The following is a 15,800-nucleotide window of genomic DNA, read 5'->3' as shown; positions in this document are numbered from 1 at the left end:
CTCCACCCTGTGACAGCTGTACTCGAGACCGCCGGATCCCCGGCGGTCTCGGCGCGTTCGCGTCTGATCCCCGCCGCCGCCCGTGTGCTGCCGTGGCTCTTCCCGGCCGCGGCGCTGGTCGCCGGGCTGCTCCAGACCGACGTCTCGGGCCGGGACATCGCGGTGTACGCGGTGTACTTCGCCCTGGGCGTGGTGCTTCCGGGCACGCTGGTGCACCGGGCGGTGCGGGGCAGCCGCGGCAACTGGCCGGAAGACCTCGGGCTCGGCGCCGCCACCGGCATGCTGCTTCTGCTCGGCGGGTGGGCGCTGGCCGCCGCCCTCGACTGGTTCTGGCTGCTGCCCTGGTGGCCGGCGCTGATCGGGGCGCTGTTCCTGGCCGTGCCGGGCCTGCGACGGCACTGGCGGATCGCCGAGCCGCGGCCGTTGCCGGCCCTCTGGTCGTGGATCGTCGCGGGCGGGCTGCTCCTGGTGGTCGTCGTCGCGTACCCCAATTGGGTCCGCAGCCCGTTGCCGCCGGCCGGCGGGTCGCTCTATCAGGATCTGCTCTACCACCTCGCGCTCGTGCACGAGATGACCCGCGCCATGCCGTTCCAGGTGCCCCAGGTGGCCGGCGAGACGCTGCACTACCACTACCTCTCCGACGCCGACATCGCCGTCGGCAGCATGATCACCGGCATCGACCCGGCGGTCGTGCTCCTGCGGCTCTGGTTCGTGCCGGTGGCCGGGGTGGCGATCTTCGTCTGCGCCGCGCTGATCCGCGAGCTCAGCGGCCGCTGGTGGGCCGGCGCCGGTGGCGGTGTCGCCGCCATCCTGGCCTTCCCGCTGCTGCTCGGTAGCCCGGTCACCCCGATCGGCGTCATCCCGATCAGCTTCGTCAGCCCCTCACAGACGTACGTCCTGGGCCTGCTCGGTCTTCTGATCGTGTTCGCCGTCGACGTGCTGCGGGGCCGCCCGCTGCGCTGGGGATGGGTGGCGATCTTCCCGCTCGCCCTGGCCGTGGCCGGGTCGAAATCCAGCGCCCTGCCGCCGTTCCTGGCCGGGCTGGCCGCCGCCCTGCTGATCGTGCTGCTGCGCGAGCGGCGCCGGCTGCTGCCCGTGCTCGGCCTGTTCGCCTTGGTGCTGGCCGCGGTGGTGGTCGGCTTCCGGCTCTTCGCGGGCGGCGGCGCGGGCACGCTCAAGCTCGAGCCGCTGGCGGTGCTCTACTGGGTGGCGCCCTACCGGCAGACCCTCGGGCGGGAGGACACGATCGAGGTCCCGTACGGAGTGGAGCACGCCGGCCTGACCGGCGGGGTGTTCCTGGCCGGGCTGCTGATCTGGTGGGTGATCATGCAGGCGCCCCGGATGCTCGGCGTGGCCGGACTCGCGCTCGGGCGCACCCGCCGCGAACCGGCGGCCTGGCTGTTCGCCGGCATGATCACCGCCGGCGCGGGCGCGGCGTACCTGCTGTGGCACCCGTCGGCCAGCCAGAACTACTTCTACCTGTGCGCGATCCCGTTCGGCACGGTCCTGACCGCCTGGCTCCTGGCCGACCAGGCCCGCAGCCTGCGCCCGGTGGTGGCCGGCGCCATCGCCGGCGGGCTGTGGGCGGCGGTCGCGCCCAAGGTGCCGGCGCCGAAACCGGCCACCGAAGCCGGGTGGGCCTGGGCGCTGGCCGAGCCGCTGCTGCTCACCGCGGCCGTCGCCCTGGTCGTCGCCGTGATCGGGCTGTACCTGTGGCGGCGGCGGACCGGCCGCCTGGCCTGGCGAGCGATCTTCCCGGCGCTGATCGCGGCCGTGCTCATGGCCGGGCTCGTCGGCAGCGCCCAACAGCAGGCGCGCGGGGTCGTGAGCGCGGTCAGATGGTCGCACTCCGACCGGCCCGCCCTCGACCGGGAACGGGTCATCCAACCGCAGGAGATGCGGGCCGCGGCCTGGCTCGACCAGCACGCCGGCCGGTACGACCTGGTCGCCACCAACGTGCACTGCCGCCCGATCGCCGGCACCCCCGAGTGCGACGCCCGGGCGTTCTGGGTCGCCGGGCTGGGCGGCCGCCGCACCCTCGTCGAAAGCTGGGGCTACACCGACTCGGCGGTCGCCGCCGAGGGGGTCAACGGCAAGCGCTACATGTACCAGCCCGCCCCCGACCAGGCTGCCTACCAGCTCAACCAGCGGGTCTTCGCCGCCGGCCGGCCGGCCGACGTGGCCGAGCTCAAGCGCCGATACGGGGTGAAGTGGCTCTTCGGTGACGACCGCGCCCCCGGCGGAGTCTCGGCCGGACTGGCCGCCACGGCGACGCTCCGCTACCGGTCCGGGCCGGTGAGCGTCTATCAACTAACGTGACGGTAGGGCCAGCCCTACCAAACAGACGGCGGTCAGCGGGATCGGAACGGGGGGCGCCGATGCCTAACGTCAAGGACATGACGACGTACGCCTCACCCGCGCCCACGCAGGCCCCGGCTGCCCGGCTCCTGCGCCGGATCGGCATCGACACGCAGTACGTGCTGCTCGGCTTCCCGCTCGGCCTGGTGACGCTGGTCGTCTGCATGACCGGCTTCTTCGCCGGACTCGGCCTCGTGGTCATCTGGGTCGGCCTGCCCCTGCTGGTCGGCAGCCTGATGGTCTCCCGCGGCTTCGCCACCATCGAACGGGCCCGCATCGGCCCCGTCTTCGGCTACAAGATCCCGCACCCGGCGTACAAGAAGAACCCCGGCGGCGACCTGCTCCGCCGCACCTTCACGCCGCTCACCGACGGCCAGTCGTGGCTCGACATGCTGCACGGGATGTTCCGCTTCATCCCCAGCACCATCGGCTTCAGCTTCGTGCTCACCTGGTGGTGCGGCGCGATCAGCGGCCTCACCGTCCCGCTCTGGGACTGGGCCATCCCGCGCGGCGACGACAACACCGACCTGCCCGAACTGCTCGGCATGGGCGACGCCACCAGCACCCGCGTGATCTTCTACTTCGCCATCGGCGTCTTCTTCGCCGGCACGCTCTACCCGGTCGTCCGCGGCGCCGCCCTGATGGAGGCCTGGTTCGCCCGCGGCCTGCTCTGCGGCGTCAACGAGCTGCGCGAGCAGGTCAACCAGGCCAACGCCGCCCGCGACGTGGCCCAGCAGCAGAAAGCCGCCGCCGTCTCGGCCGAGGCGACCGCCCTGCGCCGCCTCGAACGCGACATCCACGACGGTCCCCAGCAGCGCCTGGTCCGCCTCGCCATGGACCTCGGCCGGGCCGAGCAGCAGTTCGCCACCGACCCCGACGCGGCCCGGGCCACCGTGGCCGAGGCACTGGCACAGACCCGGGAAACCCTCGACGAGCTGCGCGCCCTGTCCCGCGGGATCGCCCCGCCGATCCTGGTCGACCGCGGCCTGCAGGCGGCGCTCACCGCGCTCGCCGGCCGCTGCACCGTCCCGGTCGACCTCGACGCGCCGGTCACCGAGCGGCTCGACCCGCTGGTCGAGTCGACGGCCTACTTCGTGGTGGCCGAGGCCCTGACGAACGTGGCCAAGCACAGCCACGCCAGCGAGGTCCAGGTGACCGTCAAGCGCAACCAGGCCGGCCTGCTGGTCTCGGTCAGCGACGACGGTGTCGGCGGCGCCAGCCTGGCCAAGGGACACGGCCTGGCCGGCCTGGCCGACCGGGTCCAGGCGGCGGGCGGACTGCTCGACGTCACCAGCCCGGCCACCGGTGGAACGCAGCTCACGGCGGCCCTGCCCCTTTGAGCTGAGCGTCATCTGACAGCATGGCGGCATGCGGGTGGTTATTGCCGACGACGCGGTGCTGTTGCGCGAGGGACTTGTGAGGCTCGTCGAGGAGAACGGTCACACTGTGGTGGCGGCCGTCGGCGACGGGCCTTCCCTCGTGTCTGCCATCGCCGAGCACAAGCCGGACGTGTCCATCGTGGACGTGCGGATGCCGCCCTCACACACCGACGAGGGCCTGCGGGCCGCCGTCGAGGCGCGTGGCCTGGTCTCCGGCACGCCCATCCTGGTGCTGTCGCAATACGTCGAGGTCTCGTACGCCGACGACCTGCTGGCCGACCGCATGGGCGCGGTCGGCTACCTGCTCAAGGACCGGGTGTCCCTGGTCGCCGAGTTCCTCGACGCCCTGCACCGGGTGGCCACCGGCGGCACGGTCCTCGACCCCGAGGTGGTCAGCCAGCTGCTGGTCCGCCGGCGCCGCGACGACCCGCTGCGCACCCTCACCCCGCGCGAGCGCGAGGTGCTGGGCCTGATGGCCGAGGGCCTGTCGAACACGGCGATCGCCCGCAAGATGGTCGTCACCGACGGCGCGGTCGAGAAGCACGTCCGCAACATCTTCACCAAGCTCCGCCTCCACCAGGACGACGAACAGCACCGCCGCGTGATGGCAGTGCTGGCCTACCTCCAGGGGTAGGGCTAACCCCACCCTCGATTCGGGGGTCAAGGGGATCGAGTGGCGTTCCCGTTCTTCATAGCGTTTCCCTCATGAAGCACAGGGGGAACGTGAAGGGGATCGCGGCTCGCGCCGCGTTGTGGAGCGCCCGGCACCGGACGCTCGCGATCCTGGGATGGATCGCTTTTGTCATCGGTGTGACTGTCCTGGCCGGGCAGTTCCAGACGGTCGAGGCCACGGGGGCCGATCAGGGGCACGGCGACTCCCAGCGCGCGGAACAGATCATCGACGGGGCCGGCTTCCCGGAGCAGCCGGCGGGCGAGATGGTCATCGTGCAGAACCGGGCCTCGTCCGACCGGGCGGCGGCCGTCGCTCAGGTCAGCGCGGCGCTGAAGAAGACCGCGAACGTGGTGGACGTGCGGCCGGCGATCCAGTCGGCCGACGGGCGCTCGTCGCTGGTCACCTTCGGCATCAGCGGCGATCCCGCCACGGCCTCCGAGCGGGTCGGGCCGTCGCTCGACACGGTCGCCTCGGTGCAGGCCAAGCACCCGGATCTCTACGTCGCCCAGGGCGGTGACGCGAGCGGCGACAAGCTCATCGGCGACGACCTGGACAAGGGCCTGCACACGCTGTCGCTGCTGTCGATTCCGGTGACGCTCGGGATTCTGCTCATCGCGTTCGGCGCGGTGGTCGCCGCGTTCCTGCCGGTGCTGCTCGCGGTGATGGCGGTGGTCGCGGCGATCGGCCTCCTGGCCTTCGCCAGCCGGCTCGCGCCGACGGTAGACACCACGATGCACGTGATGCTGCTGGTCGGGCTGGCCGTCGGGGTCGACTACTGCCTGTTCTACATCCGGCGCGAGCGCGACGAGCGGCGCAACGGGGCCGATCCGCACCGGGCGCTGGTGATCGCCGCGCAGACGTCGGGGCGGTCGATCTGGGTCTCCGGCCTGACCGTGATCGTGGCGATGGCCGGCATGTTCCTGACCTTCGACGCGACCTTCACCAGCTTCGCGGTCGGCACGATCCTGGTCGTGGCGACGGCCGTGCTCGGTTCGCTGACCGTGCTGCCGGCGCTGCTGTCCGCCCTGGGCGACAAGGTCGACGCGATCAAGATTCCGGGGCTGTACCGCAAGCGCGGCGACGGCCGGGTGTGGAACGCCTTCCTCGGCGTGGTGCTGGCCAAGCCGCTGATCTCGGCGGTGCTCGCGGTGGCGGCGCTGGGCGCCCTGGCCTGGCCGGCGCTCGACCTGCGGACCAAGGGGGAAGGTATTGAGGATCTTCCGCCGGACGCCGCGATCGTGCAGGCGTACAAGGCGGTCGAGGAGGCCTTCCCGAGCTCGATCTCGCCGGCCGAGGTCGTCGTCGAGGAGCGCGTGAGCCAGGGCAAGATCGCCGAGCTGGAGAAGGCGGTCGAGGCCAGCGGCGGCCGGCTCGCCGGGCCGGTGGAGGTGAAGGTCAACCCGGCCGGAACGGTTTCGGTGGTCTCGGTGGGGCTGGCCGACAAGGAGGCGTTGCCGCTGCTGCGCGAGGACGTGGTGCCGGCCGTGTTCGGACCGTCGGCGCTGGTCACGGGCGAGGCGGCCGGTGAGGCGGACTTCAACGCGCGGCTGAACTCGAGCCTGCCGTGGGTGTTCGGCTTCGTGCTCGGCCTGGCCTTCCTGCTGCTGCTCGTGTCGTTCCGGTCGATCGTGGTGGCGATCACCGGGGTCGTGCTCAACCTGATGTCGGTGGCGGCGGCGTACGGCATGCTGGTCTTCGTCTTCCAGTACGGCCACTTCGAGGACCTGCTCGACTTCCACGCGGCCGACGGGATCATCAACTGGATGCCGCTGTTCCTGTTCATCATCCTGTTCGGACTGTCGATGGACTACCACGTGTTCGTGCTGAGCCGCATCCGCGAGGGCCACGACCGCGGCCTACCGACCCGGCAGGCGGTCCGCGAGGGCATCGGCCGCACGGCCGGCGTGATCACGAGTGCGGCGGTGGTCATGGTGGCGGTGTTCGCGCTGTTCGCGACGTTGCCACTGGCCTCGACGAAGCAGCTCGGCATCGGCCTGGCGGCGGCGGTCCTGCTGGACGCCACGATCATCCGGGCGGTCCTGCTGCCGGCGGTGATGGTTCTGCTGGGCGAGAAGAACTGGTGGCTGCCGCGCTGGCTGGGCTGGCTGCCGCAGATCGCCCACGAGCCGCCGGCGACTCCCGATGCTCCCGCCCCGTCGCGTGAGCTCATCTCGGCCTGATCGTCACCGAAGCGGGGGGGCCCCCCGGGGGGGGCCCGGGGCGGGGGGGGGGGGGGCCGCGGGGGGGGGGGGGGGGGGGCCGCGGGGGGGGGGGGGGGGGCGGGGCCGGGGGGGGGGGGGGGGGGCGGGGGGCCCCCCCCCCCCCCCGGGCGGCGGGGCACCCCGTCGCCCCCCCCCCGGGGGGGGCGCCAAACCGGGCCCTTAGCGCCCCGCCGGGGGCCCCCCCGGGGGGGGCCCCCGCTTCACGGGTGCAGGAGCAACTCGGAGGCGATGGGGCGGTAACCGGCGGCCTGGAAGGTGCGGACGCTCCGGGCGTTGCCGGGCGACTGCTGGGACCACAGCCACGAGCCGGGTGGGATCAGGTGGCGGGCGGCGGTGGCCAGCAGGCGGCCCAGGCCCCGATGGCGGGCGGGCTCGTCGACCTCGACCGAGGTCTCCCAGCGGCCGGCCACGCCGCGGCCGAGGGTGAGCACGCCACCGTCGGTCCACCACGCCTGGACGTCGTCGCGGTGGGCCTGGGCCCGGCGTACCCGGGAATGGTCTTGATCGTGACGGGTGAGGGTGAGCGGGGGCGGGCCCGGCAGCGCGGGGGCGACCGTCAGCAGGTCGATCGTGTCGGCCGAGCGGCCGGTGCGGGTCAGCAGGGCCGTCAGGAACAGCGGGTGCATGGTCCGGGCCAGCGGGTCGACGTCGATGGTGGCCAGGGTGGCGGTGATCCAGTCGGGGTCCTCGTCCAGGAAGATCACCGTGTGGGCGGTGAAGGCGAGCACGCCCGCGTCGCGCTCGCTGGGCTGCGGGACGACGGTGACGCCGCCGTTCGGGGGCGGGAAGTAGCCCTCGGCCGCGGCTTCCAGGATCTTCGCGAGTTCCATGACCCTATTGTGTGTGGCGGCCCAGGTAGCGGCCGAGTAATGCGGCGCTCAGGCCCAGGATGACGCTGGTCAGCGCGTACACCAGGGCCCGCTGCGGCCGGTCCGAGCGGGCCAGGGTGAGCGTTTCCCAGCTGAAGGTGGAGTACGTGGTCAGCGCTCCGCAGAAGCCGGTGCCCAGCAGCGCGGTCAGCGTGGGGGAGACCGGCAGGCCGAGCAGGAAGCCGAGCAGCAGCGAGCCGGCCACGTTCACGATCAGGGTGCCGCGCGGGAAGCCGGACGGTGACGGGAACGCCCGATCGGTGAGGTACCGCAACGGCGCGCCTACCGCCGCGCCGGCGGCCACCAGGAGGACAGTGGTCATCGGGGCACCCGTTCGGCCAGGACGGACGCGGCCCACACGGCGAGCAGCGCGCCGGCCAGCGTGGTGATCAGGTAGACGGCGCCGGTGACGGTCGGCGCGGTCAGCACGTCGGTCATGGCGGTCGAGAACGTCGTGTAGCCGCCCAGGAAGCCGGTGCCCAGGAACGGGCGTACGAGGCGCTGCTCCGGGCGGAAACGGCCGAGCCAGACGTAGAGGAGGCCGATCAGGAAGCAGCCGGACACGTTGATCGTCCAGACCGCCCACGGGAAGCCGTCGGTTGCATGTGGCCAGGCCAGCGTCAGGCCGTAGCGGGTCAGCGCGCCGAGCACGCCGCCCAGGGAGATCACTGCCAGAACCACGGTGATCACGGTAGCGGGCCGATCGAGGTGGCCGGGGCAGACGTGGCGGCGCCCACCCCGGCCGGTCTCTGGTCGTCCACTGTAGGTGATGATCTTGCAGGTCGCGCGGCGGATGAGCCCCCTGGGGCAAACGGTGACACGCGACACAGGTGATAAGCTCTGGCCGCAGGGGACAACTCGCGCGATCAGGGGCTTTAGGCGCAATTCGGCCCACCGGCGCCGTTCGACCCGCCGGCGCAGTTGCTCGACGGGCCAATGCCGCCCCGACTATCAGAGCAGTTACTAACCTTGAATGGTACCTTTCGGCGTCGACTTGACGGGCCGAGACGGCGACGCCTCCGCGACCCCCGACGACTGGGCCGGCCCGCAGCAACAGAGAGGTCTGAGTGATGTCGGAGCGCGCCTCTGCTCTGCTTCCCACCGACGGCACGAACTTCACGGCCGCGCTGAGCGCGCCGCCGGTGAACAATCTTCAGCGCATCGGTGGCGAGATGTTCAACTGGACCGATCTCGACGAGCGGCAGGGCCCGGCCCTGCCGCGCGGCGCCGTCCTGCTCCACCTGCTGGCGCAGCACGCCGCGCCCGGCCGCACCGTGCTGGTCGCCGGCCCCCACTCGCCCGAGGTCGTCGCCGCGCTGGCCGACAGCGGCGCGGCGGTCACCTGGCTGCTGCGCTCCCTCGGTGACGCCGAGCAGGCCGCGCGCGCCCACCCGCGGGTCACCGTGCTCGGTGGCTCGGTGATCAAGGTCGACCAGGCCGCCACCTTCGACGTCGTGGTCGCCGTCGACGGCGTGGGCCGGCTCAACTCCACCGAGGGTGAGCAGTTGTCCGCCGGTGAGCTGATCGACCGGCTGGCCGCGGCCGTGCGGCCCGACGGCGTCCTGATCCTGCTCCACGACAACAACTTCGCGCTGCACCACACGCTGCGCCTCGAGCCCGGCGCCCGCGAGCGCCAGGACTCGGCGTGGTACCCGGTGGACGAGCACGACACCCACCGCCCGGCCTCGCGCGAGCAACTGGTCTCCCGGCTGGGCGACGCCGGCCTGACCGTCAGCTCCTCGTACGCGGCGTTCCCCGAGCCGGCCACCCCGACCGTCCTGGTCGGCGAGGGGCTGCTGGGCGAGGTCTCGTCGCCGCTGCGGCCCCGGCTCGGCACGGCGCTGTCGCAGGCGTACGCGACCGCCTTCCGTAACCGGCCGGTCCTCACCGACCCCCGCCGCCTGATCCACCGGGCCGTGCGGGCCGGTGCCGAGAGCACCGTGGCCGCGGCCTGGCTGGTCGTCGCCCGCGCGTCCGGCGCGGCTCCCGTCACCGGCGGCCACGAACTGCTCATCGGCGACCCGCGGGGCACCTTCGTCTACGAGGTCGCGTCCGGCGGCGGCGCCGTCCGGACGACCGTTCTCCAGCCGCTTCAGGGCACGATCGAGCGGTACGGCCTGCGCCGCGTCAGTGAGCCGGCGGCCCCCGGGGCCGACCGGGGCTACGTGCTCGAGGAGCGCCTGCTCCACCTGGCCGCCACCGACAACCTGCGGCAGATGCGGGTCGAGCTCGCGCAGTACGACGCGTGGCTGCGCGCCCAGGCCCAGGACGGCGTCCTGACCGGCTCGGTCGGCCTGTCCGGCCTGGCCGATGTGTTCGTCGGCCCGGACGGCCTGGAGCTGCTGCCCACCCGCTGGACCTCGATCGAGCCGGTCGCGCTGGAGACGGCGCAGGTCCGGGCGGTCTGGGCGTTCGCCGTCCAGCTCATCACGTCCGGCCAGCCGCACCCGTGGCCGATCACCTCGCACGCGGTCGACCTGACCGCGATCCTGCTCGGCATGATCGGCCAGGGCGTCGACGCCGAGGAGATCCGCCGCGCGGTCGACCTTCAGGTGATCCTGGAGTCGGCCGAGTTCGAGCTGAACCTGGAGCAGCAGCACGACCGGCGGCTGCAGCTGCTGTCGGTGTCGCCGGGCACGGCCTCGGTCGACGTGCCGGGCTTCCGGGAGCTCACCGAGGCGCTGTGGCGCCAGCGGTACGAGGCCAGCCACCTGCTCGCGATGATGGAGTGGACCGAGCAGATGATCAAGTCGCGGGACCTGGCCGTCAGCAAGATGGACTGGGAGGTCCAGTTCTACAAGAAGACCTGGGCCGGCCGCATCCTGATGGTCGCCAAGGCCGGCTACAAGGTCGTCGGCCGTGACAGCCGCAAGGTGCTCGGCAAGCTGCGACGCCGAGGACAGTGAGAAAAGGGGGGCCCGGCGGGCCCCCCTTTTTTCCTTAGATCAGGTCCCAGGTGAGCGGCGTGCCCTTGGCCGCGTCCTGGGTGAAGGTCCGGCCGATCACCGTACGGATCGCGTCCGGGTCCAGGCCGCCGGTCGGGCGGATGGAGCGGACGTTCTCCTCGGTCACCGGGTCGCCGGCCTTCACGTCGGTCACCACGTAGAGCGACCGGCGGAACCGCAGGCCCTCCTTCTCAGCCTCGGTCGGGCCGATGTGCGTGGTGCCCAGCGCCTGCCAGGCCCGCTCCGACTCGATGCGCATGGCTTTGAGCTCGGCCGGCTCCAGCGAGAAGGCCGAGTCGACGCCGCCGTCGGCGCGGTCCAGCGTGACGTGCTTCTCGATGAGACACGCCCCGAAGGCGACCGAGGCGATCGGCACGCCGATGCCGTGCGTGTGGTCGCTGAGACCGATCGGCAGCTCGAGCATCTGGGCCAGCACCGGGATGCGGCGCAGGTTGGTGTATTCCGGCGGGGCCGGGTACGACGCGGTGCAGCTGAGCACGGTGATGTCGGTGGCGCCGACGCCCTGGGCGGCCTCGACCGCCGCGGCGATCTCGCGCACCGAGGCCATGCCGGTGGAGATGATGATCGGCTTGCCGGTGCTCGCCGCGAGGCGGATCAGGGGCAGGTCGGTGATCTCGGACGACGCGATCTTGTAGAGGGACGCGTCGAGCTTCTCGAGCAGCTCGACCGCCGTACGGTCGAACGGGCTGGAGAACGGCGTGATGCCCCGCTCGCGGGCCCGCTCGAAGATCGGCTGGTGCCAGTCCCACGGCGTGTGAGCGCGCTCGTACAGGTCGTAGAGGTATTCGCCGCCCCAGAGCTCGTGGCCCTGGGAAAGCTGGAAGCGAGGGTGCTTGACGTCCACGGTCATGGTGTCGGCCGTGTACGTCTGGATCTTGATCGCGTCCGCGCCGGCGTCCGCCGCCGCGTCGACCAGCGCCAGCGCCCGGTCGAGAGAGCCGTTGTGGTTACCCGACATCTCCGCGACGATGTACGGCCGCTTGTCGGGCCCGAACTTAGTCATTACTTCCCTCTCTCAGTCCAGACGACCGTCTTCGGAACCCCGTCGACGAGTCGTTCGTAGCGCCGCGTCTCCTTGAACCCGAACCGTCGGTGCAACGCCAGCACCTGCTTGTTCTCTTCCAGGGTCTCGCCGCCGAGCGTTTCCAGTCCCAGTGTGCCGAACGCGTAGTCGATGGCTTCTTTCTCCAGCCGCATCCAGGCGGCCAGCTGCCGGTCGCCCAGGCCCTCGGTGTCGAGATAGAAGGACCACGTGTTCTCGTTGAAGATGACGACGCCGGCGGGCACGCCGCGATCATCCTCGTAAATCAGCACCGTCTGCCAGCGCTTTTCCCACCAGGCGGCGTGCTCCTCGGGCTTGATCTCGTGGGTGGTCAGGCTGACCGCCCGCACCGACGGATGGTTCCGCCAGGGCAGGATCAGGTCGCGTTCGGCGTAGGTCGCGGGTCGCAGCACAGTGTCAAAGTATGGCCGCCCCGCCAAGCCGGCCGCCGGGGACCCAGGTCACAGCGACCCTTTTCTCACCCGGACCCTGCTCGCGGCCGATCCGAGCGGCGTGAGCCTTCTCCCGGACCGCTTGCTCAGGGCGAACGCCCTGTTGCTCCTGGTCACCGTCGTCGCTGTCGGCGTCAACTCGATCAGCCCGGTCATCCCGTGGGCCCTGCTGTGGCTGCCCAGCATCGCCGGCGCCGGGCTGCTCGCGGTGAGCTGCGCGCGTACCGCCCGGGCCGAGCACCTGCCGGCGCCGATCCGCCTGTTCTGGCGGCAGATCTGGGTGGTGTGCCTGCTGGTCGGCCTCGGCGCGACAGCGCAGACGGCCCAGGTGACCCGGGCCGGAAACGCGCCCGACCTGCCGATGGGCGCCGGGCAGATGGTCTTCGACGGCCTGGCCATTCTGATCATCATGTGGGCCCTCATCCGGCTGCCGTTCGGCTCGCGCAGCCGCGGCGAGACGTTCCGCCTGGTGCTCGACGCCGGCACGGTCATGCTGGCCTGCGCCGTCTTCGTCTGGCACTTCGCCACCCGGTACTCGCTGCACGCGGCCGACAGCAGCCTTGTCTACGTCTCGCTCACGCTGAGCGTGGTGGCCCTGCTCGCGGTCTTCGCGGTCGCGAAGTTCCTGCTGGCCAGCCAGTCCCTGTTCGACCGCGGCGCCCTGCGGATGCTGGCGGTGGCGGTGCTCATCGGCGCCGTCGGGCCGATCCTGCGGCCGATCTTCATGACGCTCGACCCGCACCTGTACCCGGACGTCCTCGGCATGCCGGCGGTCTACTTCTTCGGGGCGCTGGCCGCCGACCGCCAGCGCCGGGCCTCGTACGGCCCGCGCCGTGGGGCCAAGCCGAGCCGCCCGCGCAGCTTCAGCGCCCTGCCGTACGTGGCCGTGGGAGCCGTCGACGGCCTGCTGCTGACGGTGGCCTGGCCCGCGAACGGCGAGGACCGCCGGATCGTGGTGGTCAGCGCCGTGCTGCTCACCGCGCTGGTGGTGCTGCGCCAGATCACCGCGTTCCGCGACAACGGGCGCCTGCTGCGCCGCCTCGACCACGGCGCGACCCACGACGCGCTGACCCGGCTGCCCAACCGGGTGCTCTTCCACGAGCGGCTCGACAAGGCCCTGACCAGCCCCGGCGACCGGCCGGTGGCGGTCGCGCTGATCGACCTGGACGACTTCAAGGAAGTGAACGACACGCTCGGGCACGAGGTGGGCGACCTCCTGTTGATCGCGGTGGCCCAGCGCCTCGACGCCTGCGTCCGGGCCGAGGACACGGTGGCCCGCCTCGGCGGCGACGAGTTCGTGCTGGTCCTCGACGGCGCCGACCCGGCCGCGGCCGACCTGGCCGCCCGGCGCATGATCGAGGCTCTGCGCGAGCCGGTGGTCGCCGACGGCCACGAGCTGCCCATCCGGGCCAGCATCGGCATCGCCGACGGCCGCAGCGGCGACGACCCGAGTCTGCTGCTGCGCCGGGCCGACATCGCCATGTACGCGGCGAAGGCCCGGCCCGGCACGACGTTCCTGCACTACGACCAGGGCATGGCGGCCAGCGACCAGTCGTACCTGGGTGCCGAACTGCGCGAGGCGATCCGCGACGACCAGCTGTTCCTGCTCTACCAGCCGATCGTCTCCCTCACCGACGACCGGGTGCTGGGCGCCGAGGCCCTGGTCCGCTGGGCCCACCCGGTGCACGGCACGCTGGCGCCGGACGCCTTCATCCCGGTCGCCGAGCGCACCGGCCTGATCGTGCCGCTGGGCCGCTGGGTGATCCGCCGGGCCGTCCGCGACCTGGCCGGCTGGAACCCGGCGATCGTCCTGAACATCAACATCTCGGCCCGCGATCTGCGCGAGCCCGGATTCGCCTTCTACGTCGGGGCGCTGCTGGACGCGTACGAGATCGAAGGGTCCCGGATCGCCCTCGAGGTCACCGAGTCGATGCCGATCGACGCCGCGGCGTCGGCGGCCAACCTGACCGAGCTGCGGGCGCGCGGGGTGCGGGTCTCGCTGGACGACTTCGGTACGGGGGCGTCGACGCTGACCATGCTGCACGACGTGCCGGTGGACGAGGTCAAGCTCGACCGGGCCTTCACCCAGGCCGCGCCCGACGACCGGGTCCCGGTGGCGGCCGCGGTCCTGCAGGTGGCGGGCGCGCTCGGGCTGGACGCCGTGGCCGAGGGGGTGGAGACGTGTGACCAGGCACAACGGCTGCGTGATCTCGGATATCGGGCGGCGCAGGGCTTCCTGTTCGCCCGCCCGATGCCGGCCGCCGACTTCGCCGGTCTCCTGGAAAGGGATTGGCCGAGCGGAGCCGGGGTAATGCGGACGGCGTAGGAAGCTGACCCTCCGGAGGTAACTATGGGTACCGACGACAAGATCGACAACAAGGCCGAAGAGCTGGGCGGCAAGGTCAAGGAGGGCGTCGGCAAGGCGACCGACGACGAGCGCCTCGAGGCCGAGGGCAAGGCCGACCAGTCGAGCTCCAAGCTCAAGCAGGCCGGCGAGAACATCAAGGACGCTTTCAAGTCCTGACGTACGCCCCCTGAGCCTCACCTATCAGCACAGTGGCCGCCCCTCATGGGCGGCCACTTGTCTTCACTCCTCTTGCAGGAGGCGCTCGGTCTTGACGGTTGTGGTGCTGACCCTGCGTACGTGACTGTGGCAAGAGTCAGTTTGGCTTCAGCGGCTCCAGGCGGGCTTGCGTGGATTGGGTGTCGGGATGGTCGTCGCCCAGAGTCCGCCTGCGCCCAGAGAGCACGGCCTCGTAAGCGGTGAGGGCCGCCACATGGTCGCCCCGGTCGTGCAGGAGGCCGGCGAGCCGCTCGTGAATGGTCAGCTCGGCCTCGTCCAAACGGCCGCGGGTATGCAGCAGCGCGGCCAGTGAATGCCGGGGTGCCATGATGCCGATGTGTCGGTCGCCCAGAACCGCCTGGCAGTTGTCGACGATGGTCTGGTGGCACACCGTTGCTTGGGCGTATAACCTGCGGGCTCGCAGGTAGAGGCCTGTCATTTGGGCCGCGAAGGCGGCGTGTTCCACGGTCTGTGCGGTGAGGACGGGCAGATCCGCAATGGCTTCGACCATGTGCAGGGAGTGCGGGGCGAAAGCCTCCCAGAACGACCAGTGCCGGGGATCCTCGGCGGACTGGTAGCCCTCCTCCTCGGCGGTGCTGTGCAGGAGGGCGGCCGCTTGATCGGCGAGCGAACCCTGGTGGCGGCCGACGCGGCGCACCAAGGGATGGAGACGTAGGGTTGCGGGCTCGGTCAGGTCGATCAGTCCCACGTGGGCGAGCGCTCGCAGCAGCTCCCACAGTCGCCGGGCGTCGAGGCCGGCGAACTGCTCGAAGGCGGCCAGTGCCTCGGGGCGCAGCAGCTGTCGGTACGGGATCGGGGCCTCGGCGAACTGTGACAGCAGCCGCAGCAGGGGGCGGGCCTGGATGAGGCCGCGGCGATCGAGAAGGTCGAGCGACAGCTCCCAGGTGCGGCCGATCAGGGCATCAGGCAGGTTTCCGTCCTCGAGAGCGGCTCGGTAACCGCTGAACGTGGCGGCCGGGTCCGGCCAGGGCGCCGCCGCTGTCTCCGCGATGTACATGCCGGCCAGGCGCAGCGCCAGTGGCAGCCCGCCCATGTGCTCGGCCAGCGCTCGGGCGTCGTCGGCCGGGCCCGCCTGCTCGCCCGCGCGATCGAGGAGGAGCCGGGCGCCGTCGGCTGGGGACAGTGGCGGGGACCGGGTGTGGCGACGTGACGCATGCCGATGTGCAGGTCGGTCGTCGTGGCGGCTGATACCCACCACACCGCCCTACGCCGCTGAACCGCCCAGCCGGCCAGAACCAACGCGAGCGTGGTCTTG

General features: G+C 71.9%; 13 protein-coding genes. 7 read left to right on the top strand and 6 right to left on the bottom strand.

The window, feature by feature from the left end; translation table 11 throughout:
• The first annotated feature begins 9 nt into the window (after nucleotides 1-9).
• From ACGFJ7_RS38425 to ACGFJ7_RS38410, 4 genes are all read left to right on the top strand, one after another.
• Nucleotides 10-2,319: a hypothetical protein gene (locus ACGFJ7_RS38425; protein WP_392646877.1), complete on the top strand. Its 2,310-nt coding sequence runs from the start codon at nucleotides 10-12 to the stop codon at nucleotides 2,317-2,319.
• Nucleotides 2,320-2,396: 77 nt separating this feature from the next.
• Entirely contained in the window at nucleotides 2,397-3,698 is a 1,302-nt protein-coding gene (locus ACGFJ7_RS38420) for a sensor histidine kinase (RefSeq protein WP_360246327.1), read from the top strand.
• 28 nt (nucleotides 3,699-3,726) lie between these two features.
• The gene (locus ACGFJ7_RS38415) at nucleotides 3,727-4,371 is read left to right on the top strand and encodes a response regulator transcription factor (protein WP_360246325.1); all 645 of its coding nucleotides are present in this window, start codon (nucleotides 3,727-3,729) and stop codon (nucleotides 4,369-4,371) included.
• A 71-nt stretch (nucleotides 4,372-4,442) separates the two neighbouring features.
• Entirely contained in the window at nucleotides 4,443-6,590 is a 2,148-nt protein-coding gene (locus ACGFJ7_RS38410) for an MMPL family transporter (RefSeq protein ID WP_392646875.1), read from the top strand.
• Between the two features lie 242 nt (nucleotides 6,591-6,832).
• Here the strand turns inward: ACGFJ7_RS38410 and ACGFJ7_RS38405 are convergent, their stop codons facing one another.
• From ACGFJ7_RS38405 to ACGFJ7_RS38395, 3 genes are read right to left on the bottom strand one after another with little or no spacing between them, the layout of a single operon-like run.
• Complete coding sequence (locus ACGFJ7_RS38405) at nucleotides 6,833-7,462, bottom strand: GNAT family N-acetyltransferase (RefSeq protein ID WP_360246321.1); 630 nt, start codon at nucleotides 7,460-7,462, stop codon at nucleotides 6,833-6,835.
• A gap of 4 nt (nucleotides 7,463-7,466) precedes the next feature.
• Nucleotides 7,467-7,823 (bottom strand): fluoride efflux transporter CrcB, encoded by a 357-nt coding sequence (crcB, locus tag ACGFJ7_RS38400; protein ID WP_360246319.1) that lies wholly within the window; start codon nucleotides 7,821-7,823, stop codon nucleotides 7,467-7,469.
• Complete coding sequence (locus ACGFJ7_RS38395) at nucleotides 7,820-8,182, bottom strand: CrcB family protein (protein WP_360246317.1); 363 nt, start codon at nucleotides 8,180-8,182, stop codon at nucleotides 7,820-7,822. Before ACGFJ7_RS38395 ends, crcB begins: the two co-directional genes overlap by 4 nt.
• A gap of 389 nt (nucleotides 8,183-8,571) precedes the next feature.
• Here ACGFJ7_RS38395 and ACGFJ7_RS38390 point away from each other — a divergent pair, with 389 nt between their 5' ends.
• The gene (locus ACGFJ7_RS38390; protein ID WP_392646872.1) at nucleotides 8,572-10,407 is read left to right on the top strand and encodes a hypothetical protein; all 1,836 of its coding nucleotides are present in this window, start codon (nucleotides 8,572-8,574) and stop codon (nucleotides 10,405-10,407) included.
• Nucleotides 10,408-10,441: 34 nt separating this feature from the next.
• Here ACGFJ7_RS38390 and pseI read toward each other — a convergent pair whose 3' ends face one another.
• Together pseI and ACGFJ7_RS38380 are read right to left on the bottom strand one after the other, a co-directional pair.
• The gene (gene pseI / locus ACGFJ7_RS38385; protein ID WP_392646870.1) at nucleotides 10,442-11,470 is read right to left on the bottom strand and encodes a pseudaminic acid synthase; all 1,029 of its coding nucleotides are present in this window, start codon (nucleotides 11,468-11,470) and stop codon (nucleotides 10,442-10,444) included.
• On the bottom strand, nucleotides 11,470-11,922 hold the full coding sequence (locus tag ACGFJ7_RS38380; protein ID WP_097328833.1) for a GNAT family N-acetyltransferase: 453 nt from the start codon (nucleotides 11,920-11,922) through the stop codon (nucleotides 11,470-11,472). The genes pseI and ACGFJ7_RS38380 overlap by 1 nt, the downstream gene beginning before the upstream one ends.
• Before the next feature lie 100 nt (nucleotides 11,923-12,022).
• Between ACGFJ7_RS38380 and ACGFJ7_RS38375 the strand changes: the two genes are divergently transcribed.
• Both ACGFJ7_RS38375 and ACGFJ7_RS38370 read left to right on the top strand, forming a co-directional pair.
• Nucleotides 12,023-14,287: a putative bifunctional diguanylate cyclase/phosphodiesterase gene (locus tag ACGFJ7_RS38375; RefSeq protein WP_392646869.1), complete on the top strand. Its 2,265-nt coding sequence runs from the start codon at nucleotides 12,023-12,025 to the stop codon at nucleotides 14,285-14,287.
• A gap of 24 nt (nucleotides 14,288-14,311) precedes the next feature.
• The gene (locus ACGFJ7_RS38370; protein WP_097329123.1) at nucleotides 14,312-14,485 is read left to right on the top strand and encodes a CsbD family protein; all 174 of its coding nucleotides are present in this window, start codon (nucleotides 14,312-14,314) and stop codon (nucleotides 14,483-14,485) included.
• Between the two features lie 136 nt (nucleotides 14,486-14,621).
• Here ACGFJ7_RS38370 and ACGFJ7_RS38365 read toward each other — a convergent pair whose 3' ends face one another.
• Entirely contained in the window at nucleotides 14,622-15,740 is a 1,119-nt protein-coding gene (locus tag ACGFJ7_RS38365) for a tetratricopeptide repeat protein (RefSeq protein ID WP_392646867.1), read from the bottom strand.
• Nucleotides 15,741-15,800: the final 60 nt, after the last annotated feature.

The sequence above is a fragment of the Actinoplanes sp. NPDC048988 genome (assembly GCF_043197815.1).
GTDB lineage: Bacteria > Actinomycetota > Actinomycetes > Mycobacteriales > Micromonosporaceae > Actinoplanes.
This window is presented reverse-complemented; position numbering and strand designations above follow the sequence as displayed.